At 44.8% G+C, this 24,635-nt stretch carries 23 protein-coding genes and 1 pseudogene; 21 read left to right on the top strand and 3 right to left on the bottom strand.

From position 1 onward, the window contains the following. Positions 1-684 precede the first annotated feature (684 nt). The 5 genes from P3X63_RS07970 (at position 685) to P3X63_RS07990 (ending at position 6,252) form a co-directional block, all read left to right on the top strand. A complete protein-coding gene (locus P3X63_RS07970; RefSeq protein ID WP_026586731.1) occupies positions 685-1,119 on the top strand; it encodes a hypothetical protein in 435 nt (144 codons plus the stop codon). Positions 1,120-1,629: 510 nt separating this feature from the next. Next, positions 1,630-2,565 carry a DUF1672 family protein gene (locus P3X63_RS07975; RefSeq protein WP_277692713.1) on the top strand — a complete coding sequence of 312 codons (936 nt, stop codon included), beginning with the start codon at positions 1,630-1,632 and terminating at the stop codon, positions 2,563-2,565. A 10-nt stretch (positions 2,566-2,575) separates the two neighbouring features. Next, positions 2,576-3,139, top strand: a complete 564-nt coding sequence (locus P3X63_RS07980; protein ID WP_277692714.1) for a Tle-like phospholipase domain-containing protein — start codon at positions 2,576-2,578, stop codon at positions 3,137-3,139. Between the two features lie 59 nt (positions 3,140-3,198). Then, on the top strand, positions 3,199-4,134 hold the full coding sequence (locus tag P3X63_RS07985; RefSeq protein ID WP_277692715.1) for a DUF1672 family protein: 936 nt from the start codon (positions 3,199-3,201) through the stop codon (positions 4,132-4,134). Between the two features lie 15 nt (positions 4,135-4,149). Next, positions 4,150-6,252 (top strand): SA1320 family protein, encoded by a 2,103-nt coding sequence (locus P3X63_RS07990; RefSeq protein ID WP_026586733.1) that lies wholly within the window; start codon positions 4,150-4,152, stop codon positions 6,250-6,252. Positions 6,253-6,355: 103 nt separating this feature from the next. Here the strand turns inward: P3X63_RS07990 and P3X63_RS07995 are convergent, their stop codons facing one another. Continuing rightward, positions 6,356-6,544, bottom strand: coding sequence for a YkvS family protein (locus tag P3X63_RS07995; protein ID WP_026586734.1), 189 nt, complete (start codon positions 6,542-6,544; stop codon positions 6,356-6,358). A gap of 169 nt (positions 6,545-6,713) precedes the next feature. Here P3X63_RS07995 and P3X63_RS08000 point away from each other — a divergent pair, with 169 nt between their 5' ends. From P3X63_RS08000 to P3X63_RS08030, 7 genes are all read left to right on the top strand, one after another. Continuing rightward, positions 6,714-6,908 carry a hypothetical protein gene (locus P3X63_RS08000; protein WP_077736918.1) on the top strand — a complete coding sequence of 65 codons (195 nt, stop codon included), beginning with the start codon at positions 6,714-6,716 and terminating at the stop codon, positions 6,906-6,908. 226 nt (positions 6,909-7,134) lie between these two features. After that, positions 7,135-7,734, top strand: a complete 600-nt coding sequence (locus tag P3X63_RS08005) for a cell wall hydrolase (protein WP_026586736.1) — start codon at positions 7,135-7,137, stop codon at positions 7,732-7,734. A 151-nt stretch (positions 7,735-7,885) separates the two neighbouring features. Then, positions 7,886-9,226: a polysaccharide biosynthesis protein gene (locus P3X63_RS08010; RefSeq protein WP_026586737.1), complete on the top strand. Its 1,341-nt coding sequence runs from the start codon at positions 7,886-7,888 to the stop codon at positions 9,224-9,226. A gap of 59 nt (positions 9,227-9,285) precedes the next feature. Next, entirely contained in the window at positions 9,286-9,777 is a 492-nt protein-coding gene (stoA, locus tag P3X63_RS08015; RefSeq protein ID WP_277692716.1) for an endospore biogenesis thiol-disulfide oxidoreductase StoA, read from the top strand. Between the two features lie 235 nt (positions 9,778-10,012). Beyond that, positions 10,013-11,920, top strand: coding sequence for a heavy metal translocating P-type ATPase (locus tag P3X63_RS08020; protein ID WP_077736916.1), 1,908 nt, complete (start codon positions 10,013-10,015; stop codon positions 11,918-11,920). Between the two features lie 159 nt (positions 11,921-12,079). Next, complete coding sequence (locus tag P3X63_RS08025) at positions 12,080-13,174, top strand: M24 family metallopeptidase (RefSeq protein WP_077736915.1); 1,095 nt, start codon at positions 12,080-12,082, stop codon at positions 13,172-13,174. A 307-nt stretch (positions 13,175-13,481) separates the two neighbouring features. Further along, a complete protein-coding gene (locus P3X63_RS08030; RefSeq protein WP_277692717.1) occupies positions 13,482-13,637 on the top strand; it encodes a GNAT family N-acetyltransferase in 156 nt (51 codons plus the stop codon). A 147-nt stretch (positions 13,638-13,784) separates the two neighbouring features. Here the strand turns inward: P3X63_RS08030 and P3X63_RS08035 are convergent, their stop codons facing one another. Beyond that, positions 13,785-13,919: a hypothetical protein gene (locus tag P3X63_RS08035; RefSeq protein WP_277692718.1), complete on the bottom strand. Its 135-nt coding sequence runs from the start codon at positions 13,917-13,919 to the stop codon at positions 13,785-13,787. 107 nt (positions 13,920-14,026) lie between these two features. Here P3X63_RS08035 and P3X63_RS08040 point away from each other — a divergent pair, with 107 nt between their 5' ends. The 7 genes from P3X63_RS08040 to splB all read left to right on the top strand — a co-directional run bounded on the left by P3X63_RS08040 (position 14,027) and on the right by splB (position 21,812). Next, on the top strand, positions 14,027-14,998 hold the full coding sequence (locus P3X63_RS08040; protein WP_077736914.1) for a LacI family DNA-binding transcriptional regulator: 972 nt from the start codon (positions 14,027-14,029) through the stop codon (positions 14,996-14,998). Positions 14,999-15,111: 113 nt separating this feature from the next. Next, positions 15,112-15,957 (top strand): glucose PTS transporter transcription antiterminator GlcT, encoded by an 846-nt coding sequence (gene glcT / locus P3X63_RS08045; protein WP_026586742.1) that lies wholly within the window; start codon positions 15,112-15,114, stop codon positions 15,955-15,957. Positions 15,958-16,180: 223 nt separating this feature from the next. Continuing rightward, positions 16,181-18,277 (top strand): glucose-specific PTS transporter subunit IIBC, encoded by a 2,097-nt coding sequence (ptsG, locus tag P3X63_RS08050; protein ID WP_277692719.1) that lies wholly within the window; start codon positions 16,181-16,183, stop codon positions 18,275-18,277. Positions 18,278-18,375: 98 nt separating this feature from the next. Continuing rightward, the gene (locus P3X63_RS08055; protein ID WP_026586744.1) at positions 18,376-18,642 is read left to right on the top strand and encodes a phosphocarrier protein HPr; all 267 of its coding nucleotides are present in this window, start codon (positions 18,376-18,378) and stop codon (positions 18,640-18,642) included. After that, complete coding sequence (ptsP, locus tag P3X63_RS08060) at positions 18,642-20,360, top strand: phosphoenolpyruvate--protein phosphotransferase (protein WP_026586745.1); 1,719 nt, start codon at positions 18,642-18,644, stop codon at positions 20,358-20,360. Before P3X63_RS08055 ends, ptsP begins: the two co-directional genes overlap by 1 nt. Positions 20,361-20,477: 117 nt before the next feature. Continuing rightward, positions 20,478-20,711 (top strand): transcriptional regulator SplA domain-containing protein, encoded by a 234-nt coding sequence (locus P3X63_RS08065; protein WP_026586746.1) that lies wholly within the window; start codon positions 20,478-20,480, stop codon positions 20,709-20,711. A gap of 72 nt (positions 20,712-20,783) precedes the next feature. Beyond that, a complete protein-coding gene (gene splB / locus P3X63_RS08070) occupies positions 20,784-21,812 on the top strand; it encodes a spore photoproduct lyase (RefSeq protein WP_026586747.1) in 1,029 nt (342 codons plus the stop codon). Positions 21,813-21,871: 59 nt separating this feature from the next. Here the strand turns inward: splB and P3X63_RS08075 are convergent, their stop codons facing one another. Next, positions 21,872-22,450, bottom strand: a complete 579-nt coding sequence (locus P3X63_RS08075) for a GNAT family N-acetyltransferase (RefSeq protein WP_077736912.1) — start codon at positions 22,448-22,450, stop codon at positions 21,872-21,874. Positions 22,451-22,757: 307 nt separating this feature from the next. Here P3X63_RS08075 and P3X63_RS22845 point away from each other — a divergent pair. Then, positions 22,758-23,681 (top strand): annotated as a pseudogene (locus P3X63_RS22845) (HAMP domain-containing protein); the annotation flags it as partial. Positions 23,682-23,696: 15 nt separating this feature from the next. After that, positions 23,697-24,623: a methyl-accepting chemotaxis protein gene (locus P3X63_RS22850; protein ID WP_409446670.1), complete on the top strand. Its 927-nt coding sequence runs from the start codon at positions 23,697-23,699 to the stop codon at positions 24,621-24,623. Positions 24,624-24,635 lie beyond the last annotated feature (12 nt).

Below are 24,635 nucleotides of genomic sequence, written 5' to 3' on the forward strand. Positions count from 1 at the left end.
TAGGTTATTTTGTTATTGATTTTAAACAAGATAAAAAAGCATTCCTCATTACAGGGGAATGCTTTTTAATGTAGTTAAAGGCTTATCAAGACACTTTCATTTTCCTCAATGGACTTTTCGGTTCATCCTTCATCGATTTTGAGCTTTTCCTTCGGCTTACCAGCAGCCTCGGCTGTATTTTGCGCGATTCTCACCCTTTGTCATGTTCTTTACCTGATTCCTTAAGATTTGTTTGTAAATATGATGTAATGTTTTATGCTGATTATTCCCTATGTCACAAAGGGTTGACAGCTTTTCGTCAGAAATCGTTTTGATGATATGAACAATTTGCTTGTTGAGCGATTGGAAAAGACTTACGATTTCATCGAGTGGTATATCATTCTGAACCATGACCCTTGGTCTTGATGATACATTTGAATAACATATACCGATTTTTCATATTGAATTTTGATAGACCTTTCAATATTATTGACGGCCGAGTCACATAAATGTCCTAAAATCTCTTTTTTAGACCATTTATTTGCGCCGATCGATTGGAAATTTCTTGTTCAAACATAGAGTTGCACACTTCCGGCAATCTTTTGATCCAATAATTGATTGTGAAATCATAGCGACAAGAATTAAAACTTAATTTCCTTTTTATTCAATCTGGGTTATAATATGGTAAAATCGGGAGGGGTGCTGATGAAAAAATTATTGGCTTGCACTGTGCTGACACTTTTATTAGCGTTAACTTTGAACGTACAACAGGCACTGGCAAAGATCACAAAAGACGAGAAAAAAGAGAGCTTTACAATGACAGAGGAAAACAAAGGCTTTTTTATGTCTGATGATACGAATCCAAATTATTACCCAACCTGGCTTTATTACAAATTTACGATATTCAATGCGGAAGGATGCACGCTCAACTTCAAGTTACAGAGAATTTCATTAAGCGGGAATCAGTATACGTTAAGCGAGAAAGAATTCACTGGCAATCAACTCAACTTAAGTGCTGCCGACAAAGTAGCGGGAACACCGTACAGAAATCATTATTTAGAGATCACTAAAGTGTCCGGGTGCGGGGACGTGATCATCAAAGGATTTTATGGTTTTGAACATGAGGAGCCGGACTGGTAATTTAAAAAAGGGAAACATCGCCCGCTCAGACTGAGCCGGGTCTTTTTTATTGTCTTACCACAAGGCATCTCCTGAGACACCGTCCTGATCAAAGGTTATCGCCTGAACAACCATAGAAAGTTTGATCAGGCAGAAAAACCAAAGAACAGCCCGATTCGAATAAACGGGCTGTTCTTATTCTGTAATTCCTCATCTTGATCCATGTCATTTAGACTTCTGAATGTACAGGTGTTTAACAAAAAATGAATATATATACCTAATTCCGAAGTCTTCGATTATTTCGATCAAGAGGTGTTCTGTTAGTTCTAATGTCTCATTTACTTTATCCCTACCTTAAAATACGCATCAAATGATTCAAATGGGATGTCTCTTGATTTATAATAAAGCGATTCCTGATCAATGGGAAAATTTTCTTCGATCGGGATTGAGAAGCGTCCGGCCTCGGAATTGAGGTTTCAAAGGACGTATAAGATGATTTTGAGAAACACAGACCTCATCAGAGGAGGCTGAATGATGAAATACAAAAAAATCATAACGCTCAGTATTGGTATCCCAATACTTCTGGGAGGATGCATAAACTTGGATGTGGGAAATCATGACAAAAACGGTGAAAAAACAGAGGCTAACAGCCAAGCGGAGTATAACCAAAATTTAATCAGTGTACAAGATTATACAGGGCAAGGCTATGAACTGGACGGTGGAGAAGAAACGACTAAAATCGCCGAAGCGCATCGTGAGGAAATTGAAAAAGCCGTCAAGACATTTTTCCTGGACAAATATAAGACGAAAGTAAAAGTACATCATATTGTTGGAGCGCTTAATGCGGCTTCTGTATTTGTTGAATCAGAGGGTGAGCCGCATTTTCATACATATGCGGTTGTTCCGATAGATGTGGAGAAGCAAGAAGTGAAAATCGATAAAGTTTGGTCTGAAGAAGGTCAAGTTGAAGATGCTATTAGAACAGGAATTTACGCAATGGTATATGATAAGGAGTTTAAAGTTCTAGATCAGTATTTGAAAGAGTTTTCTGCAAAACATAATCTGGTTGGATTAACAAAGGAAGCTGTGGAAAATGTAGGGGGGAGCGGATATAGTACACCATACTACTATATATCGATGTCTCCCGGTGTATTTAGTGGTATCAATCTTAGTGAAATGTATTTAGAAAAACCTGATCGAAGCAAAAAAGAATGGGAAAAGATCTTAATAAATCAGAAAATGAATGAAAAGAGTATTGATATTACCATTCAATTGTTCCTGGAAAACAAAAACGTAGAGCCTGATCCATCAATCATTGAACAAATATCAAAGGACATAAAAAAAATGGACGGTTTGCCACTTGGGATTTATAGTGTGCTTTTACATGACAATATGATCGGTAAACAGACTGCGAGGGGATCAAAAGATAATAGTCTTGATTCTGAGGAGATTATCAAAGATAAGTAAGGAGATTCAGATGGTTTCATCATCAAATGGAAATAATAGTCATGTTAATGATAAGGACTTGGTTGAATTAGCGGGATATCATGCCTACAAACACCAAGATATTGGAAGGGAAATTTATATAAATAACGTTATATATAAGGTTAAGGATATCAAATATAACGACCCAACCGGCTTTGATGTGATAACGGTCAAAAACATAGAAACAGGCGAATACACAGTCGTCTACCAAGGAACGGACGCGGGGAAAACAAACGGCATCCAGGACATTCTCACCGATGCGCAGATGGCCGGTGATATAACACCGGAACAAGTGAAGGCCGCCCGCGACTACTACGACAAGATGAAAGTCAAATACGGTGATAAACTAACCTCAGTCTGCGGAAACTCGCTTGGCGGGGGATTGGCGAATGTGGTGGCGGTGGAGCATCCCGATGTGAAGGCTGTGACGATAAATCCGTCGATCCTGCCGGAAGGGGAAGTGGACCGGGACCAAGACTATCCCAATATCACAAACTATTTCAGTAAGTATGATCCGCTGACATTGGCGGAAGAAGGCGTCCGGCCTCGGTATTGAGGTTTCAAAGGACATATAAGATGATTTTGAGAAACACAAACCTCATCAGAGGAGGATGAATGATGAAATACAAAAAAATCATAACGCTCAGTATTGGTATCCCAATACTTCTGGGAGGATGCATGAACTTGGATGTGGGAAATCATGACAAAAACGGTGAAAAAACAGAGGCTAACAGCCAAGCGGAGTATAACCAAAATTTAATCAGTGTACAAGATTATACGGGGCAAGGCTATGAACTGGACGGTGGAGAAGAAACGACTAAAATCGCCGAAGCACATCGTGAGGAAATTGAAAAAGCCGTCAAGACATTTTTCCTGGACAAATATAAGACGAAAGTGAAAGTACATCATATTGTTGGAGCGCTTAATGCGGCTTCTGTATTTGTTGAATCAGAGGGTGAGCCGCATTTTCATACATATGCGGTTGTTCCGATTGATGTAAAGGCTGAGGAGGTATTGACGGATAAAGTATGGTCACAGGAAGGTCAAGTTGAAAGTGCAATTAATAGTGGTATTTATGCAATGGTTTTTGATCAAGAACTAGGGAAGCTTGATGATTACCTGGCGAAGACTGCGAAGCAAGAGCCTGTTGTCGGCATGAGGCAAGAAGCCGTTAATAATGTAATGGCATCAGGGTTTCATACGATTTATTATTATATAACAACTTTTGATGATAGTTTAGATAAGGTTTATTTGAAATATTTAAAAAATCCAAATAAAAGTAAAGAAGAATGGAAACGCGAGATCAAGCATTCTAAGACAGACCCGGAATCGTTTTATGTCACTATACATTTATTCATGGAAAAACCTAATACAGAACCAGACAAATCTATTTTCGATCAAATTGTAAAAGACTTGGAAAATATGGAGGGGCTCGCACCAGGGCAATACAGTGTCTTTTTACATGACAATACGATTAACAAAAAAGCGGGTTCGAATTCACAGGAAAATACTCTTGAAAGGTCCGACCCGACTTATATTATGAAAGATTAGGAGCACTATTTCATAATGGCTAATGAAGAAAAAAATAATAAAACACTCAGTGAAGATAAAAATTTAGTAGAAATCGCAGGATTTCATTCCTATAAAAATCCGCATGAAACAGATACATTTAAGGTCAATGGCTATAAGTATTTAGTGGTAAATAAAATATATGAAGACCCAACCGGCCTTGATGTGATAACGGTCAAAAACATAGAAACAGGCGAATACACAGTCGTCTACCAAGGAACGGACGCGGGAAAAACAAACGGCATACAGGACATTCTCACCGACGCGCAGATGGCCGGTGATGTAACACCGGAACAAGTCAAAGCTGCCCGCGACTACTACGACAAGATGAAAGCCAAATACGGTGATAAACTAAACTCAGTCTGCGGAAACTCGCTTGGCGGGGGATTGGCGAATGCGGTGGCGGTGGAGCATCCCGATGTGAAGGCTGTGACGATTAATCCGTCGATCCTGCCGGAAGGGGAAGTGGACCGGGACCAAGACTATCCTAATATCACAAACTATTTCAGTAAGTATGATCCGCTGACATTGGCGGAAGAAGGCGTGCTGCTAGGGGACCGGATTCCGGGAAAAGTGATCGAAATTGATAATGGCGTTCCGCTCGTTTCCGCCTTTATGTCCAACCACATGGGCTATAGAATGGGGGAAAATACAGAGGAAGGCCAATCGGTCGAAATCGGTGAAAAAGGAGAACCGGGCCACGGCCGAATTTATGTTTCTGCTGGCGATCATATCGTGACAAGCATTTGGACGGGGGAGCCTCTATACGGAAACATCGGTTCCAACAAGATTGAGATCAATAAAGAAAATCTTGACCTGCTGGCAGCTGCATTGGAAAGCGATGTGCTTAGGCGGTTGGGATATGTTTCAGAGTACCTGGATCATTCCAATGATATCGTCGAACACGAAAAAAAGCTGAAACCAAAACGTTTAGCCGATCTTCGTGAAACGTTTACCGACATGTTTGAAAGCGCCTTTGGCAATCCGTTATTTATCGGAATATCGCAAGCGGGCAATCTCTTAAAATATTTGATCGACGGTTTAATTGCATTGCTGGATACGGCTGAAGAAAAGTGCCGTTCGTTAAATGTGCTATTGAACTCGCCTCCGGCTGAACTGTTTGAATATGTTTTTCAAACAAATATCAGTGTGGAAAGTATGACAGGTGAGATTAGGGGATATTTGAACGGTCTTAAGCATGATATTGACAGTCTGACCAATGCGCTGACAAACATGATCAGACAGGAGATATCCGATATATTCGTCAACCCTGCAATGGGATTTGCCGATGCTGTTGCGGATGAAATCTACAGTCATTTTGTCATTGTCGGAAAGAATGAAAAGGGCTTGAAAAAACAGGTCAAGACATTTATCCGCCAGGTTCAGACGGCGGGGGAAGGCTTTCAAACGAGCGACCGCGGCGCAGCGCAAGATATTAAAAACCGAAAAGCGCCCATGCAGCAAAAGACATCGATTCCGGCATCTGTTCAATCTCAATTTGAGGAGTCCGACTATTTAAAAGATCGCCTGAAATTGAAAGACCGCCATGTGAATAGCTCAGCGGCGACGATGGCGGGCTCTTTGAACGCAAGCCTCGTTCCTGTTGTAAACATCCTATTTGATGCATTGCTGGCGGTGGAATTTGCCCTGGAGGCTGCGTCGGCTGCCGTAAAGGGGACGGCGAATCTATTTTTAGGCTTGGCCGTTCCGGCGAAATTAGTCGGGATGTTTTCTGATTGGGATGAGAAAATAAAAAGTGCGATTGACCATGTGGTGAAGCCGCTGGATGAAATGGCGGGGACGATAGAAGGAGTCCGTAAAGCGGTCGGCAATTTAATTTCCTTCCTGCCTGTTTTTATACATAAGTTCAAACCGTACATTGACAATGCGGTGTTTGAACAGGTTCACTTCCACAACATCAACCTTTACAATACGGCCGCCGTCTCGATTCTGGAAGAAACGGAGCTGCTTTTTCAAGACATTGTTTTTCAGCTGTCAAATCAAAAAGCGAAAACCATTACGGCACTGTGTGATGCTGCAAAAGACATTCTGAGCAATATCAAACTTCTTCGCGCTGATGTGAAACGCGGCACAATGTAGGAGAAGCAGGGAAAAAACCGCCGGATGTTCGGGCGGTTTTTCCTTATGGAAGAACTTTGTGGAATTTTTTAAACCTGCGTGGAATCTGCTGAAGAATGGATGATCAATGAAAGGAGTCTTTAATAATTTTATAGTTTTTATGGTTGACGACGGTTAAGGAGTCCAATTCCAAGTCTCTGTAATTTTCCATAATCGTGACATCGACGATAACCGAATTTTCGTTTACTTTTTCCACGATTCCGGTGAGTCCGTTTTTAAATTCGATGACGTTCCCGACTTTTGCAATCTTCAAATGACTTCCTCTCCTTTAAAGTGAATTAACCCATTGAAAGTATTTTGCAATATTTTCTTTTAGAAGTAAAGCGATATGGGAAGTAACAGCACTATTGTTGTACATGCTGCTGCTTAGTGGTATAGTTAATTAGTTAAAGGTGATTTCAGAAAAGAAGGAGAGAGGCCAGTTGACAGATGAAAATGCCATTGACTTGATCGAACAGCTGCGGTCGGGGAGGATTCACGAAGTTCGCGTGAACAAAGATGATTTTCTTTCTTTTAGAGCCATCTTAACAAAACAGGAAGATTTTAAATATTTTCGGGGCATCGCCCAGCACGGGGGAGACATTGTTTTTCAATATACGGAAGAACCCAGAAGCTAAAAAGGCTTTCTCATTACTTTTGAGAAAGCTTTTTTATTTGCTGTGCAATCCATGTATTGCTGGGTTTTTTGCCTTTTTCCGGAAAAAACAGCGCGCTCTATACAATTATATGCCAGTGGAACGGTTTGATGGAAAGCATGGTAAAAATTTAACAATGAAATCGATGTTTTGTCTTGTTACTGTAAGACATATGTTTGTCGAAGAGGATATGGCAAGGAGGATTGAAATGAAAGCAAAGTTAGCTGCGTTAGCTGCTTTTATCATCTGCATGCTGCCTGCGGCAAAAATCGAGCATGCTCAGGCCGCCCTGCCGTTTTCGAAAAAAGAAAAACAGGCGAAGGAGCGGGTGTTGGAAAGCTTGAGTCCAGAAGAGTACTCGTCTTTCACTCATTTGACAGATGAAAAAAGCTTCATCGAAATCATGCCGCAGCCTGACGCTGAGGATATAGAAGAAGAGGAAGCACCGGAATTGACGGGTGCAGAGAAAAGGCTGCTGTCAAGACTCGTTCATGCAGAAGCGAAAGGCGAACCGTTTGAAGGGAAAGTGGCGGTGGCCAATGTCGTCCTGAACCGTGTCGAAGACGACAGATTTCCCGACAGCGTCAAAAGTGTCATCTACCAAAAAAACGCATTTGAGCCTGTTCTTAATGGAAGCATCAGGAAAAAACCGGACCGCCAATCAATTAAAGCTGTCGAAGAGGCGGTTGATGAACATAAAAAAGAAACAGACGCGTTATATTTTTATAATCCCGAGTCCGCTACGGATGACTGGATTAAAACGAGAAAAGTCATCGAACGCATCGGCAATCATGTCTTTGCAGTTTAATCTGAGTCAAGGCTTCCCCAAGCCTTGGCTTTTTTATTTCTCCATACTCTATCTTTAACACTATCACCTTTTTCAGCGAATGAAAAGAAATAATTTTTAGACTTGTCTCATATGAATGGGATATAACCAGCCTAAGACAAGGAGAGACCTCATGAACCGTTTTGTAAAAGGAATCGTTCTTCTTTCGCTAGCAGCTTTTTTTGCAGAATGTCTTGAGTTTGTCATCAATATGATTCTTGCACGGGAGCTTGGCGAGCATGGCATGGGGCTCTATATGAGTGTGCTGCCTTCGATATTTTTGGTCGTCGTCATCGCAAGCCTCGAGCTGCCAGTTTCAATATCAAAGTTTATTGCGGAGTCCAATCAAAAGCTGCATGAAAGCATGCTGAAACATGCCTTGAGGCTGACCGCGGTCTGCACGGTCTTTTCTACGGCGGCTGCGGTTATCATTTTGCCCTTTATTCCGATATTCGATTCGTATCACCCGTTAATCAGGGGCATCGTCATCGGTATGATCCCGACGGTTGCATTTACATCTGTTGCCCGGGGATATTTCATGGGTGTCCAGCAAATGGGGAAAATCGCAACGGCAAATGCATTGAAAAAAATCTTGCAGCTGATCGGCTTGTTTTTATTTTTTCAGTGGTATTCCTTTGATCTGGATACATCGGTATTGATCTCGCTGTTTGTTCTGTTCGCCAGTGAAGTCGTTGTCTTTGTGTATTTATATTCCCAGTTTATTTTGGTGAGACGGGCTGCCGCTAAAGGACAGCATGTCCATTTGCGTCGGAATGATGTGTTAAAACGGCTGCTTACCGTTTCGATTCCGACGACAGGGCTGCGTGTTTTTCATGCTGTTACAAATGCCGTCGAACCTTTTTTGGTCAAAGGGACGCTGCTCGCCGCCGGCGTTTCGAGAACAGCGGCGATTGAGCAGTTCGGTGTGCTGTCAGGGGTTGCCATGACGATCGGATTTTTCCCCGCTTTTATCGCCCATTCGCTTATGGTTGTCATGATCCCGAGCATTTCTGAAAGCTATGCCTATGGACAAATTGACCGTGTCATCAAACGGATCAAACAGTCGATCTTCATCACGCTCCTTTACGGGATCCCGGCGGTGCTGGTGATGTATCATTTTGCAGAGCCTTTGACCCGCCTGTTTTTTGATACGGCAAATGCCGCCTTCTATCTGAAATTGCTTTGGCCGTATTTTTTGTTTCATTTTTTCGTCATGCCTTTTCAGGCCTGTTTAATCGGGATGGGGCTTGTCAAGGATGCTTTTTATCATAATGTTTGGGCCAGTGCAATATCGTTTTTGATGATGTATATGCTCGGTTCAATGGAGAGTTTGCAGATGACGGGCATCATTCTGGCGATGAACACAGGCATGATTTTGCTGACATCTCTGCATTATGTGACGATATGCAAAGAGCTCGGTGTCACCTTGTTATTAACGACGAAAACGGGATCGCCGAGAATTGAAAGCCGCTGATCCCCTTCATAGTTTCCGCTCTTTCGGGGAAGCTAAAATCAAAAAGAAGGGGGGATAAAATGAAAAGAATAGCCGCCTTTTGCATGTCATTGATTTTTTTGCTCTGGACAGGTCTGTTGCCGCCGACTGCTTACGCGCAAAACGCTGCACCTGCGGTGATGCATATGAAAACGATGGAAGGCCAGCGTGTGATCATCCCTGCTGAAGGCCAGAAGACGATCATTCATTTTTGGACGACCTGGTGCCCTCCGTGCCGGGAGGAGCTTCCCCGTTTTCAGTCCTATTATGAAGAAAAACAGCCTGATGTGAAATTGATCACCGTTAATTTGCTGAATGCAGAAAAAAACGAGCAGACGGTCAAGCGATTTATCAAAGCGAATAAGCTTTCATTTCCGATTATATTTGACGCGAAAGGCGAGATGATGAAAGCCTACAATGTGATGACGATTCCATCGACGTTTTTCATCAATGAAAAAGGAGAGCTGGAAAAATCGATCGTCGGGCCGATTACGGTTGAACAAATGAAGAAATGGGCAAGGAAAAAAAGCTGAAATCGAATTTTTCAGCTTTTTTTATGGATGAATGTAAATGATAATTAATATCAAAAGAAAATTATAATAATTATTACTTGAAAAGTGGTGCTGCCGTGCTATAATGAACCTAAGAAGACCGAAAAATCTTTTATATAAGCGAAAAACACTGATGATCTTGCTGCCGTATGGCAGCAATTTCTGTTTTAAAAGGAAATTGACGATGAATTACATTCTCAATTAGGGGGATTTGAAGATGCAATTAGATATCCGCAATCAATCACAGCCAAAATATCATATGTTACATTTAGACAATTGGAGACAGCATGGCGAACTGGCCGCTGCGCTGTTGGCAGGCGTGCTGATCATAGCCGGCTGGCTGTCGTCCGGTAATGAGACATTGTCCGTCAGCTTGTTTTTGGCAGCTTTTTGTATCGGGGGCTTTGCCAAAGCAAAAGAGGGAATTCAAGAAACGCTTCTGGAGAAGACGCTGAATGTCGAGCTTCTGATGATCTTTGCTGCGATCGGATCGGCGATCATCGGCTACTGGGCTGAAGGCGCCATTTTGATTTTTATCTTTTCGTTGAGCGGCGCTCTTGAAACTTATACGTTAAATAAAAGCAAACGGGACTTGACGTCTTTAATGAAATTGGAGCCTGAGGAAGCTGTTTTGCTGGGAGAAGGGGGCGCCCGAAAAGTGGCGGCGGCTGAGCTTGCCTCCGGCGACTTGATCATGGTCAAGCCGGGGGAACGAATCGCCGCCGACGGTGAAATTGAATCAGGGAAAACAAGCATTGATGAGTCTGCTCTCACCGGTGAATCAATACCCGTGGAAAAAGTCTCCGGTGACGCCGTATTTGCCGGAACGGTTAATTTGAGCGGATCGTTGACTGTTCGCGTTTCCAAGGCGAATGAAGATTCGCTTTTCAAAAAAATCATCAAGCTGGTTGAATCTGCGCAAAACAGTGTTTCCCCTTCCCAAGCGTTTATTGACCGTTTTGAAAACCTGTATGTGAAAGGCGTCTTGCTGGCTGTCGGCCTTCTCCTTTTTCTACCTCATTATGTGCTGGGGTGGGGCTGGAGCGAGACGTTTTACAGGGCGATGGTGTTTATGGTGGTTGCTTCTCCTTGCGCTCTTGTCGCTTCAATCATGCCGGCTGCTTTATCACTGATATCAAATGGAGCAAGGAACGGACTGCTAGTCAAAGGCGGCGTTTTCCTTGAAAAGCTCGGCAACAGCAAAATCGTCGCCTTTGATAAAACGGGAACGATCACAAAGGGGAAGCCCGCTGTAGAAGACATGCTTTTAGTTGAAGGCATGGATGAAAGCGAGTGTCTCGAAGCGGCAGCCGCTATTGAAAAACAGTCGGATCATCCGCTAGCCAAAGCGATTGTCGCATATGCCGAAGCTAAAGGAATTCGCGCGGCGGAACATGTATCGATAGAAGAGACGTCAGGTTTTGGCGTCAGGGCCCAATACCGCGGGGAGACATGGCTGATTGGTAAAGCGGGATTTGCCGGTGACAAAGAAGCTGACCAATGCCTTGGAGATTCGGTTCAAAAGCTTGCTGAACAGGGGAAAACGATTGTTTATTTGAAAAAAGGAGACCGCTTGGCCGGCTGCTTTGCATTAAAGGATCAAATCAGGCCGGAAGCGAAAGCGGTAATCGGCGATCTGAACGCGCTCGGTATTCAGACCGCGATGCTGACCGGTGATCAGCCGGAAACGGCAGCGGCGATCGCCCGGGAAGCCGGACTCAAATTCGTCGTTTCTGAATGCCTGCCTGACAGCAAAGTGGAAGAAGCGCAAAAGCTTAAACATACGTATGGAACGGTTGTCATGGTGGGGGACGGGATCAATGATGCGCCGGCTCTTGCCGCCGCCGATGTCGGTGTGGCAATGGGAGAAGGAACAGACGTGGCCTTGGAAACGGCTGATGTCGTGCTCATGAAAAACGATTTGACAGGTTTGACGAACATGATTCGCCTCTCCAGGAAAATGAACAGGATCATCAAACAAAATGTCATTTTTTCATTGGCTGTGATCTGTTTGTTGATTTGCAGCAACTTCCTGCAAATTCTCGACTTGCCGCTCGGCGTTATCGGGCATGAAGGCAGCACACTGCTCGTCATCTTAAACGGACTCCGCCTCCTAAAATCGTAAGCAGGCAAAACGGCTGTCATGCTGAAAAGGCAGCCGTTTTGTTTTGATCTTCAACCGATTTCGCTTTGAGCTTTAGCAGAAGCCGGGAAAAACTGATACAATATAGTTGGTGCTTTACATAGGATATGAACGGAAACTGTGATTAGGAGTGGACTTAACGTGGAAAGAATTGAACAAATTTCTGCCTGGCTGCAGGAAAATGATATTTCGTCAGCTTTTATTCATTCAAAAGAAAATGTTTTTTATTTGACTCGCTTTTACACAGAGCCTCACGAACGGCTGATGGGTGTTTTCGCATTTCAAACAGGGGAGCCGTTTTTTGTCTGCCCGCTGATGGAGAAAAATCAGGCCAAAGCGGCGGGCTGGCCGCACGACATCATCGGTTATGAGGACCATGAAAATCCTTGGGATCTGATCGCGGAAGCCCTCAAAAAAAGAAATCTCAAGCTATCCAAAGTAGCGGTTGAAAAAGAAACGCTCTCCCTTTCCCGCGCTGAAATGCTGAAGGCTGTTACAAATGGAGCAGAGCTCGTTTCTGCAGAACAGAAGCTGAACGAGCTTCGGGTTGTAAAGGATGAACATGAAATCCGCATTCTCCGCGAAGCGGCAAAGCTTGCCGACTACGGAGTGGAAGCGGGCGCTGCTGCTTTGCAGGAAGGCATTTCAGAAATCGAGGTTGTCGCCACGATTGAATACGAACTGAAGAAAAAAGGGATTCAAGGCATGTCTTTTTCAACGATGGTCCTGTTTGGCGAAAAATCGGGGCAGCCGCACGGAAATCCCGGAACCAGGACGCTGAAAGCAGGCGATTTCGTCCTCTTCGATCTCGGTGTGATCACGGACGGGTACTGCTCTGACATTACGCGGACGCTCGTCTATAAAGAGGCAAGCAGCCGCCAGAAAGAAATATATGACACGGTTCTCCAGGCGGAAACGGCGGCTCTGGAAATGAGCAAACCGGGTGTGAGGATCGGCGATCTTGATTTAAAAGCGCGGGGCATGATCGAACAAGCAGGCTATGGGGAATACTTCCCGCACCGCCTCGGCCACGGGCTGGGAATTTCCGCGCACGAATACCCGTCCATGAGCCATAACAATGATGAACGATTGAAAAAAGGAATGGTTTATACGATTGAGCCCGGCATCTATATCCCGGAAATCGGCGGCGTTCGAATTGAAGACGATGTCCTTGTCACTGAGGACGGCGCGGAAGCTTTGACATGTTATCCGAAACAGCTGACCGTGATTTCTTAAGGTTTAGTAAATTCAATGTGGTTTGTTCAGCAGGTGATCAAAGGAGCATCACCTGCTCTTTTTCAGCAAACAGGTCAAGAGGTGTAAAAAACATAGCGAGGAGAAAACGTTGGAAATCAGACAATTTAATGCTCAGGACGCTGATCTACGGCTTGAAGCGCTGCAAAAAAACCGGAAGCATTTGCACCAAGTGATCAAGAAGAGAAGCATCAATCTGCGAAACAATATCGAGGCTTGCGGGGGTTGTCACATTAGTCAAAGAAACAAAGATGAAATTGAGGCATAGAGCAACGATCGCGGCGATGATGTGACACAAGAAAAGCGCGGATATAGCCTTGGAAAGGCATTGTTGACTGAATCGATCGAAAAGGCGAAAAGCATAGACGGAATTGAAAATGTGTACTTAACCGTTGGGTCAACGAATCGATCAGCTAAAAAACTGTCCGCTTTATTAGGGCTTTGAGGTATTTGGGACGGATCGCAAGGCTTTAAAATTTGAATCAAACATATGTTGATGAAGGCCGACGGTGTTAGGAATGTGGCGGGTGGCAGCAGGAAAAAAGCCTGCAGGCTCTTTTCCTTTAAATCGATGCCTGTTCCGCCGATGATGTCAGTCCTTTGAAAAGAAAAAATCGTCAAAACTGCGGAATGGTTTGACCTTATGCTTTTCTTTGAGCGGTGCCATCGCCGCTTTTGAAGACAATATGATAACGATACATAAGAGGAACAGAATCAAGATACCCATTTTTCTTCTCCTTTCGAAAATGAAAACGTGATCAGAACCGATGTTGTTTTCATTCTAAAGTATGAAACGCTTTCCATATCAAGAGTGAAATGAAAGAAGGGAAACCAATGGCGAATATCAGAGAAATAGCTAAAGCGGCGGGTGTGTCAATCACGACTGTTTCAAGGGTTCTCAACGGCCATCCCTATGTTAAGGAAGAGAAGCGGAAAAAAGTTCTTGAGACGATTGAGCGGCTTGAATATGCGCGGAATATGCACGCCGTTCACTTGTCGAAAGGCTTTTCCAATATGATCGGGGTTGTCTTGCCGACGATCAGCCTGCCGTATTTCAGCGAATTAATTGAAGGAATTGCCGAAGAGGCGGCCCAAGCCGGGGTCCACTTTGCGCTGTACCAGACAAATTACCAAGTGGAAAAAGAAATTTTTGCATTGGAGCAGCTGAAGCAGCGGCAGGTGGACGGCTTGATTTTTTGCTCAAAAGCAATGTCTGATGAGGAGCTCTTGAACTGGCGCGAGACAGGGCCTTTCATCCTTTGCCAGGATTCAAAGGAAGAGCATTTTTCAACGGTCAGCATCCCCCATCAGGAAGCGTTCCGCCGCGGTTTGGATTTTCTGATTGAAAAAGGGCACAGAAAAATTGCGATCGGCTTGGCAAGGAAAAATGGGGTCAACAGCCACTTCCGTCTGACGGCTTATCAAGAAGCGCTCTCATCCATCGGGGAAGCCTATCGCGATGAGTGGGTGTTTGAACGGTCCTTGACGATCACCGATGGGCAGAAACTGTTTTCGAGGTGGAGAGGGATGAAGGAGAAACCGACGGCGGTGTTTGTCGCCAATGACCAGGTGTCGGCAGGCCTCTATCTTGAAGCTCGGCATCACAGTGTTGATGTTCCCGGAAAGCTCGCGATATTAAGCTGTGATAATCAGCCGATCAGCCAAGTACTCGGTATTTCAACGATCGAAATCAAGATAAAAGAGATGGGCAGACACGCCTTCCGCCTCCTGCAAAAAAGAATCAGCGGAGCAGGTCCTGAAAAGCAGGTTATCTCCTACAAACTGATCGAAAGATCGACAGTATAAAAAATAGACAATCATTTTCGACATTTTTCTTTCAAAAACGTCAAAATAAATTGACGCCCTTTCGTGAGTTTTGTACGATATGAGAGATTGATGACAAAAAGGAGCTGAGGATCGTGAAAAGATCCTTTACCGTTGAAAAGGTACTCAACAACAACGTTTTAATCGCACTCCACGAGGATTACAGAGAGGCGGTCCTGATTGGAAAAGGGATCGGATTTGGCAAAAAGCGCGGAGATCTTATCGAACATGAGAACTATGAAAAGATGTTTGTCTTGGAAAATGATAAAGAACAATCCCAGTATAAAAAGCTCCTCACATATGTCGATGAAAAAATGGTTGATATCGCAAGTGACGTCATCTACCATATCGCGCAGAAAATCGGCCAGCCGCTGAACGAGCATATCCATGTCGCTCTCACAGATCATATCGCGTTTGCCGTCAAGCGCCTTGAACAGGGATTTGATATGAAAAATCCGTTCCTGCTTGAGACGGAATCGCTTTATCCGAAGGAATACGAAGTGGCCAATGAAGCCATCAAGATGATCAACGAACAACTGGGCGTCGAGCTTCCTGAAGGTGAAATCGGTTTTATCGCGCTTCATATTCACAGCGCGATGACGAATCGGCCGCTGTCTGAAGTCAATCAACACTCACAGCTGATCTCCCGGCTCGTCCAGGTCATTGAAGACTCGTTTCAGATGAAGGTGAACAGAGAAAGCGTAAACTACTTGCGTTTGATCCGCCATCTGCGGTTTACGATTGACAGGATCAAACGGGACGAACCCATTCAAGAACCGGAAAAATTAATGTTGTTGTTGAAAACCGAATATCCGCTATGTTACAATACTGCTTGGAAGATGATCAAGATCTTGCAGCAATCGCTCAAGAAACCTGTTCATGAGGCAGAAGCTGTTTATTTGACATTGCATTTGTACCGTTTAACAAATAAAATTTCATAACGCCTTTATAACGTGTTACTGATTCGATCAGGCATGAGTGAAAAAAGGGAAGAAATGAAGACGCTGTCTTTTGTTTCTTTGTGTACCCGCTTTCACCATGCCTTTTTTGTCGTTCTAGAAACGAAATGTAAACGGTTTATCTTGAAAAAAAGAGGCCTACCTGAACGAAGTTGTCATGAATTTTTGCTGTAAGGTCAAACTATCCTTAGAGGGGGTAAAAACAATGTTTAAATCGCTATTTGGCGTCCTGCAGAAAATCGGACGGGCGCTGATGCTTCCAGTAGCAATCTTGCCGGCGGCAGGAATTCTGCTCGCCTTGGGTAATGCCATGCAAAACCCGCAAATGATTAAGGTCGCGCCGTTTCTAACGAATGGCGGCGTTCAAATGGTTGCGAAAGTGATGGAAAGCTCAGGGGATGTTGTCTTCAGCAACCTGGCTCTCTTGTTCGCAGTCGGTGTTGCAATCGGCCTTGCCAACGGTGACGGTGTCGCTGGAATCGCCGCTATCATCGGCTACCTCGTCATGAATGTGACGATGAGCGCGGTGCTGACTCAAAACGGCTCAATTCCGAGCGATGCAGTTGAAAGAGCGCAATTTTTCGCCGAGAACCATCCGCAATATACGACAGTGCTCGGGATTCCGACATTGGCGACCGGGGTATTCGGCGGTATTATCGTCGGTGTCCTCGCCGCTGCCATGTACAATCGATTCTTTAAAATCGAACTTCCGCAATACTTAGGATTCTTTGCCGGAAAACGGTTTGTTCCGATTATTACATCCATCAGCGCCCTGATCCTCGGATTGATCATGCTGGTGATCTGGCCGCCGATTCAAGGGGCGTTGAACAGCTTTTCGACAAACCTGCTTGCTGCCAACGAAGCGCTGGCCGCTTTGGTCTTCGGTATTATCGAACGCTCGCTGATACCGTTTGGTCTGCACCATATTTTCTACTCGCCATTCTGGTACGAATTTTTCAGCTACACAAACAAAGCTGGAGAACTTGTCCGCGGTGACCAGCGAATTTTCATGGCGCAGATTAAAGACGGCGTTCAGTTGACTGCCGGAACATTTATGACGGGTAAATATCCGTTTATGATGTTCGGTCTTCCTGCCGCAGCGCTGGCGATTTATCATGAAGCAAAGCCGCAAAACAAAAAGCTTGTCGCCGGTATTATGGGTTCAGCCGCGCTGACATCTTTCTTAACAGGGATTACTGAACCGATCGAATTCTCATTCTTGTTCGTTGCACCTATCCTGTTTGCGATTCACTGTGTATTCGCCGGATTGTCATTCATGATGATGGACATTCTGAATGTCAAGATCGGAATGACGTTCTCAGGCGGTTTGATCGACTACTTCCTGTTCGGTATTCTGCCAAACCGCACGGCATGGTGGCTTGTGATCCCTGTCGGTCTCGTGCTGGCTGTGGTCTACTACTTCGGATTCAGATTTGCGATCCGCAAATTCAATTTGAAAACGCCGGGCCGCGAGGATGAGGCTGCAGAAGCTCCTGAACAAGGCAAAGAAGCAGCCGGCGATCTGCCGTATGAAATTCTTGAAGCCATGGGAGATCAAGAAAACATCAAGCACCTTGATGCATGTATCACAAGACTTCGCGTGACAGTCAACGACCAGAAGAAAGTTGACAAGGAGCGCTTGAAAAAACTTGGCGCATCAGGCGTACTTGAAGTCGGCAATAACATTCAGGCGATCTTCGGACCGAGATCAGACACCTTAAAATCACAAATGCAGGATATCATGTCAGGACGTACGCCGCGCCCTGAAAAAGCTCCGGAAGCCGCTGAGGAAGTCGAGCAGCAGATTGAAGAAGTCATGGTCGAACCTCTTCAAAATGAAGCGGGTGAGGAAGTCTTTGTTTCACCGCTGGCAGGAGAGCTTCATCCGATTACTGATGTACCTGACCAGGTATTCTCAGGAAAAATGATGGGCGACGGCTTCGCGATTCTTCCTTCAAAAGGCACGGTCGTTTCTCCTGTAAGAGGAAAAGTGCTCAACGTCTTCCCGACAAAGCATGCGATCGGCCTGCAATCTGACGGCGGTAGAGAGATTCTGATCCACTTTGGAATTGATACCGTCAGCTTGAAAGGCGAAGGGTTCACATCGTTTGTTTCAGAAGGAGACCGCGTTGAACCGGGCCAGAAGCTGCTCGAAGTCGATATTGACAAAGTGAAGGATCAGGTGCCTTCCTTGATGACGCCAGTCGTTTTCACAAACCTTGAAGAAGGCGCTGCTGTAAGCTTAGTGGCGGAAGGAAATGTCAGCCTGAAGCAGGACGAAATCGTCCGCATCGAAAAATAAATTCACAAAATGGCCGTACTTGTCAGATGACATGTACGGCTGTATGATATAATATTGTGAATGTATTAAAGCTTTAAATTAAAAGGAGATTGATAAAAATGGCACAAAAAACGTTTAAAGTAACTGCAGACTCTGGTATCCACGCGCGTCCAGCGACAGTTCTTGTACAAACTGCGAGCAAATATGATGCAGATATCAATTTGGAATATAACGGAAAAACCGTAAACCTTAAATCTATTATGGGTGTTATGTCACTTGGTATTGCTAAAGGTGCTGAAATTACGATTTCTGCTTCAGGCGCTGACGAAAATGATGCTCTTTCTGCACTGGAAGATACAATGAAAAGCGAAGGACTCGGCGAGTAATGCTTGAATTGAAAGGAATAGGAGCTTCAGCCGGTATTGCGATCGCAAAAGCATATCGGCTTGAGGAGCCTGATCTCACGGTTGAAAAGAAAAACATCTCTGATTCTGAGGCGGAAGTAAATCGTTTTGAAGAAGCCGTCGAGCAGTCGAAAAAAGAGCTGGAAACCATTAAAAACCACGCTTTGAAAGAGCTTGGCGAAGATAAAGCTGAAATCTTTTCAGCACATCTTTTAGTATTAAGCGATCCTGAATTGTTAAACCCGATCAAAGACAAAATCAAATCAGATTCCGTCAATGCGGAGTTTGCTTTGAAAGAAACGGCTGACATGTTTGTCACGATGTTTGAGTCAATGGACAATGAATATATGAAAGAACGCGCTGCAGACATCCGCGATGTCACAAAGCGGGTCACAGGACATCTTCTCGGTGTTGACATTCCAAACCCGAGCCTGATTTCCGAAGAAGTCATTATCGTTGCCGGAGACTTGACTCCATCTGACACAGCGCAGTTAAACCGTCAGTTTGTTAAAGGGTTTACAACGGATATCGGCGGACGGACTTCCCATTCAGCCATCATGGCTCGCTCATTGGAAATTCCTGCGGTTGTCGGAACAAAAGCGGCGACGAAGGAAATTCAAAACGGCGTAACGGTGATCGTAGACGGCATCAACGGCGATGTGATCGTTGATCCTGCTCAAGACGTCATCAGCCAATACGAAGAAAAGCACCAAAAGTTTTTGGAGCAAAAAGCGGAATGGGCCAAGCTTGTCAACGAACCAACTGTCACAAATGACGGACACCATGTTGAACTTGCCGCAAATATCGGCACACCTGATGATGTGAAAGGCGTCCTTGAAAATGGAGGCGAAGCCGTCGGACTTTACCGTACAGAGTTTCTTTACATGGGCAGAGACCAGCTTCCAACTGAAGAGGAGCAGTTTGACGCCTATAAAACGGTGCTTGAGCGTATGGAAGGCAAATCCGTTGTCGTCCGTACCCTTGATATCGGAGGAGACAAAGAGCTTCCATATCTTGAACTGCCGAAAGAAATGAATCCTTTCTTAGGATACAGAGCCATCCGTCTTTGCCTGGATGAGCAAGAGATTTTCAGAACGCAGCTGCGCGCGTTACTTCGGGCAAGTACATATGGAAACCTGAAAATTATGTTCCCGATGATTGCGACGGTCAATGAATTTAGACAAGCTAAAGCGATTCTAATAGAAGAAAAAGAAAAGCTGCAATCTGAAGGCCAGAAAGTATCCGACGACATTGAAGTCGGAATGATGGTTGAAATTCCGGCTACAGCGGTAATCGCTGATCAATTTGCGAAAGAAGTCGACTTCTTCAGCATCGGAACGAACGACCTGATTCAATACACAATGGCCGCAGACCGGATGAATGAACAGGTATCTTACCTTTATCAGCCATACAACCCTGCGATTCTTCGCCTGATTACGCTTGTGATTGAAGCGGCTCATAAAGAAGGCAAATGGGTTGGCATGTGCGGTGAGATGGCCGGCGATGAAATTGCGATCCCGATCCTTCTCGGCCTTGGCCTTGATGAGTTCTCAATGAGCGCAACATCCATCCTTCCGGCGAGAACGCAAATCAGCAAGCTTTCTAAAAAAGAGACAGAGTCATTTAAAGAGAAGATTTTGTCAATGAGTACGACAGAGGAAGTTGTTCAATTCGTTAAAGAAACCTTCACTCTCTCATAAATCAAACCTGCAAGCCCGGGCGGTATATTCCGTCCGGGCTTTTTGTATTGCACAGAATGAGGCTTGTTTTGACGGGGATACTACAAGTTAACATCTGATAAAATGGAGGCTTTTTGTATGTCAAAACAACAGGTCAAGGCAGGGGATCAAGTATATGTCATTTATCGCAATCCGCATGCTGCAAATGTTGCCCATATTAAAGAAGCGGAGGTTGTCGAGCATCCGCTCCATGAAGGCGAACTGGCGCTGTTTCTGTTTGATACATACCACGCGTTCGCCGAGGATGACGCCGTTTTTTCCTCATATGAAGAGGCGGAGCGGCTTTATCGTGAATTGTTTGACGAGGCCTAGCATTTCCCCGTATATCGTACATCGTTCATGCAAAAAGTATGGGAAACGACAAAAAGGATGTGTCTCTTTTTAATGGTTAAACCGTTTGTCCCCCAGCTTGTCTACATTGAACCGAGAGCGTTGGAATATCCCCTCGGCCGAAAACTGAAAGACAAATTTGCTAATATGGGCCTGGAGATTAGAGAAACCACTTCCCATAATCAGGTGAGGAATATCCCGGGAGAAGGCCACCTGCAAAAATACCGGAACGCAAAGTCAACCCTTGTCATCGGCGTCAGAAAGACGCTGAAATTCGATTCATCAAAACCGTCCGCAGAATATGCCATCCCCTTTGCGACTGGATGCATGGGTCACTGCCACTACTGCTACCTGCAGACGACGATGGGAAGCAAGCCTTATATCAGAACATATGTCAATGTTGAAGAGATTCTTGATCAAGCTGATCAGTACATGCAGGAACGGGCACCGGATGAGACTCGGTTTGAAGCTTCTTGCACATCTGATATCGTCGGAATCGATCATCTGACACATACACTAAAACATGCAATTGAACATTTTGGGAGGTCTGATCTCGGCAAACTGCGCTTTGTCACAAAATTTCATCATGTCGACCATTTGCTTGATGCAGAACATAATGGCAAAACGAGGTTCAGGTTTAGCGTCAATGCCGACTATGTGATTAAACACTTTGAACCCGGTACATCTCCTTTGGATCAACGGATCGAAGCCGCGGTAAAGGTGGCGGAGGCGGGCTACCCGCTCGGATTTATCATAGCGCCCATCTACATTCATGACGGCTGGCAGGAAGGATACAGAGCCTTGCTTGAAAAGCTGGATTATGCTCTGCCCCGGCATGTCAGACATGACATCACATTTGAAATGATTCAGCACAGATTCACCAAGCCGGCCAAACGTGTCATTGAAAAGAATTACCCGAAAACAAAGCTCGAACTTGACGAAGAAAAACGCCGCTATAAATGGGGAAGATATGGAATTGGAAAATATATTTATCAACAGGATGAAGAAGCCGAACTGCGCACTGCGCTCGAAACTTATATCGACAAGCATTTTCCTGAAGCGAAAATCGAATATTTCACATGACAGAGCATAAAATGAGAAAATCAAACCGGGAAACTCCTGAAAATCAGGAGTTTCCCAGTTTATGATTTAAAAAAAGGATTTTTCCACTCCATTAACACGCCGTAATGAAGCGATTCTTCATCTTCAAGATAGTCCGGGATTACGCAAAGAGGCGAACGGCCGCATTGAAGAAGAAATGAAAGGACGGGATCGCGTTTTTCTCCCCGCAACACCGCCTGCACATATTGTTCCGGAGACAGCTGCTCGGCAGACTTGTGGTAGTGTGGTATGCGTCCGCCTCCCAACAGCCGCTCAAGCCCTTTATCAACCGTCAATTCATACATCGTCTGCATCAGCCATTTCCCGATTCCAAGCTTCCGATGATCTGGAGAGACGGAAATATCAACGACATAAAGCGAGTTCCCATTGTTTTGGTGTGTGCGGATGTATCCGCTGTCTGTCACCTCATCCCAGTTGTGATGCGGTCGGCTCGGGTCAAAGTCGATGATAAGCCCTGTCATGGAGCCGATAAGGCGGCCTTCTGCAACAGCGCATACAGCTCCTTCCGGAAAAATATCAATATGGGAGCGAAGCTGTTTTTTATTCCATAAAAGGTCTGCGGGAAAAGGTGCGGGAAAGCATTCTCTCTGCAAAGACATCAGCGCAGGAATATCCTCAGGCCGATAATTGCGGATTTCAACCTGCTGAAAAGAAGTACCGTTATTAACGTAAAATTGTTTATGGATCCCCCATCACTCCTTTGCTTATTTCCTTCATTATATAGCGTTTTGACCCCTGTCTTAAACAATCAATAATCCAAGCCGATAAAAAAAGTATGAAAGTGTGTGTAAGGGAGGGATTCGCATGTTTAAAAAACTGCACATTAAAATTGCTGGATTCGTTGCTGTCATCCTGATTGTGACGGTGATCGTTCTCCAATTGTCAACCACGTTCATTTTGAAATCCATGCTTCAAGAAGAAGCGAAGGACTCCACTTCTAGTCTTCTCAACGCGATTAAAGGAAACATCGAGCTTCAACTAAAGAACTACGAAATCGCCTTATCCCGTATGAGTGACGGCCAAATGAGCCAGTCATTTGTCGGGGTAAACGGTAAGGAATTAAAAAATCTTGTTCTCGATGAATTAAAGCAGATAAAGGATAAAAACGAGCATGTCAACTTTGCATATATCGGGACAGAGCAAAAAGAAATCTTTATATATCCGGAAACATCATTTGATAAAGATTTTGATCCGACAACCCGCCCGTGGTATACATTAGCGGAAAAAACACCGGATCAAGTCGTTTGGACTGAACCGTATCAAGATGTCGTATCAGGAGACATGACGGTAGCCGCAGCAAAAGCCATCGTTGTCAACGGCAAAGTAAAAGGCGTCATCAGCTTTGACATTTCGCTAAAAGCATTAAACGAAATCATCAATGATCAAAAGGTCCCTTATGACGGCTACGCCTTTTTGATCGACCAAAATGGAACCATGCTGGCTCACCCGTCAAAACAAGGCAAAGATATGTCAAAAGATAAGATGTACAAAGACATTCCTTCCGCAAAAGACGGGATCAAGCTTGGCAAAGACAATGTCATCGCCTATCAAACGATCGACGGCACAGGCTGGAAAGTCGGCACGCAGTTCCAAACCGATAAACTGCTCTGGGTCGCTCAGGAAATGAACAAAATTGTGCTCATCATCTCAGGTTTAGCCTTGGTGGTTGCGATTGTTCTGAGCTACTTCCTGGCCAAAACCATCACGGGACCGATCAAACGCCTGATCGCCCAAACAAAAGCGGTCTCTGACGGAGATTTGACTGTGCAGACGGCGGTTAAGTCGAAAGATGAAGTCGGCACGCTGACAAAAGACTTTAACAAAATGGTCGAGCACATGAAAGAGATGATCTTGAAGGTCAGGTCGTCATCCGGTAAAGTATCGGAAACAACGGATCAATTGAGTTCCGTATCTGAAGAAACGGTATTTGCGAGCGAGCAGATCGCCAAAGCGATTGATGAAGTTGCAACCGGTGCGACAGAACAGGCTGCAGAAGTAGAAAACGTCAATGAAAAATCCGAGCGGCTGTCTGTGAAAATTAAAGAAATCGAACACCATGCCGACAGCATTCAAAAGCTTTCCAGAACATCCGAAGATGCAAGCTATAAAGGAATTGACGCGCTCGGACAGCTTTTGGCGAAATCAAACGAAGCAAATACGGAAACGAAAAAAGTGGAACAAATGCTTCAGCAGCTTGAAGAAAAAACGAAGAATATTGAAGATGTCGTCACGGCGATTTCGGCCATCTCGGATCAGACCAATCTTCTTGCCTTGAACGCCAGCATTGAAGCGGCCCGGGCCGGAGAAAGCGGACGCGGCTTTGCCGTCGTCGCGGAAGAGGTTAGAAAGCTCGCTGAGCAATCGGCATCCTCTTCACAGCATATCAGTGAAACGGTCAAACAGATTCAGCTTGAAACAAAGGATGCCGTTTCCGCCATGACGGAAGCAAGCAAGCTGAACGAAGAGCAAAATGACATGATCCATGAGACGGGAGAAGCGCTCAGCAAGATTACGGCGGAAATGCAGGCGCTCGTCAAATCGATTGATCACATTTACTCAGAGATCTCAGATATGAGCGGTGAGCAGCAAAAAATGACGGATTCGATCCAAAGCATTTCCGCCATTTCCCAGCAATCCGCCGCGGCGGCAGAGGAGGTCAGCGCCTCTACCAACGAGCAGCTGACGACGCTTGAATCGATCGCCAAATCAACTGAAGCACTCAGCAGTGCGAACAGAGATTTATTGGAAGCGATTGAAAAATTTAAAGTATAGCGACAAAGCCCC

Source organism: Bacillus sp. HSf4, assembly GCF_029537375.1.
Classification (GTDB): domain Bacteria; phylum Bacillota; class Bacilli; order Bacillales; family Bacillaceae; genus Bacillus; species Bacillus sonorensis_A.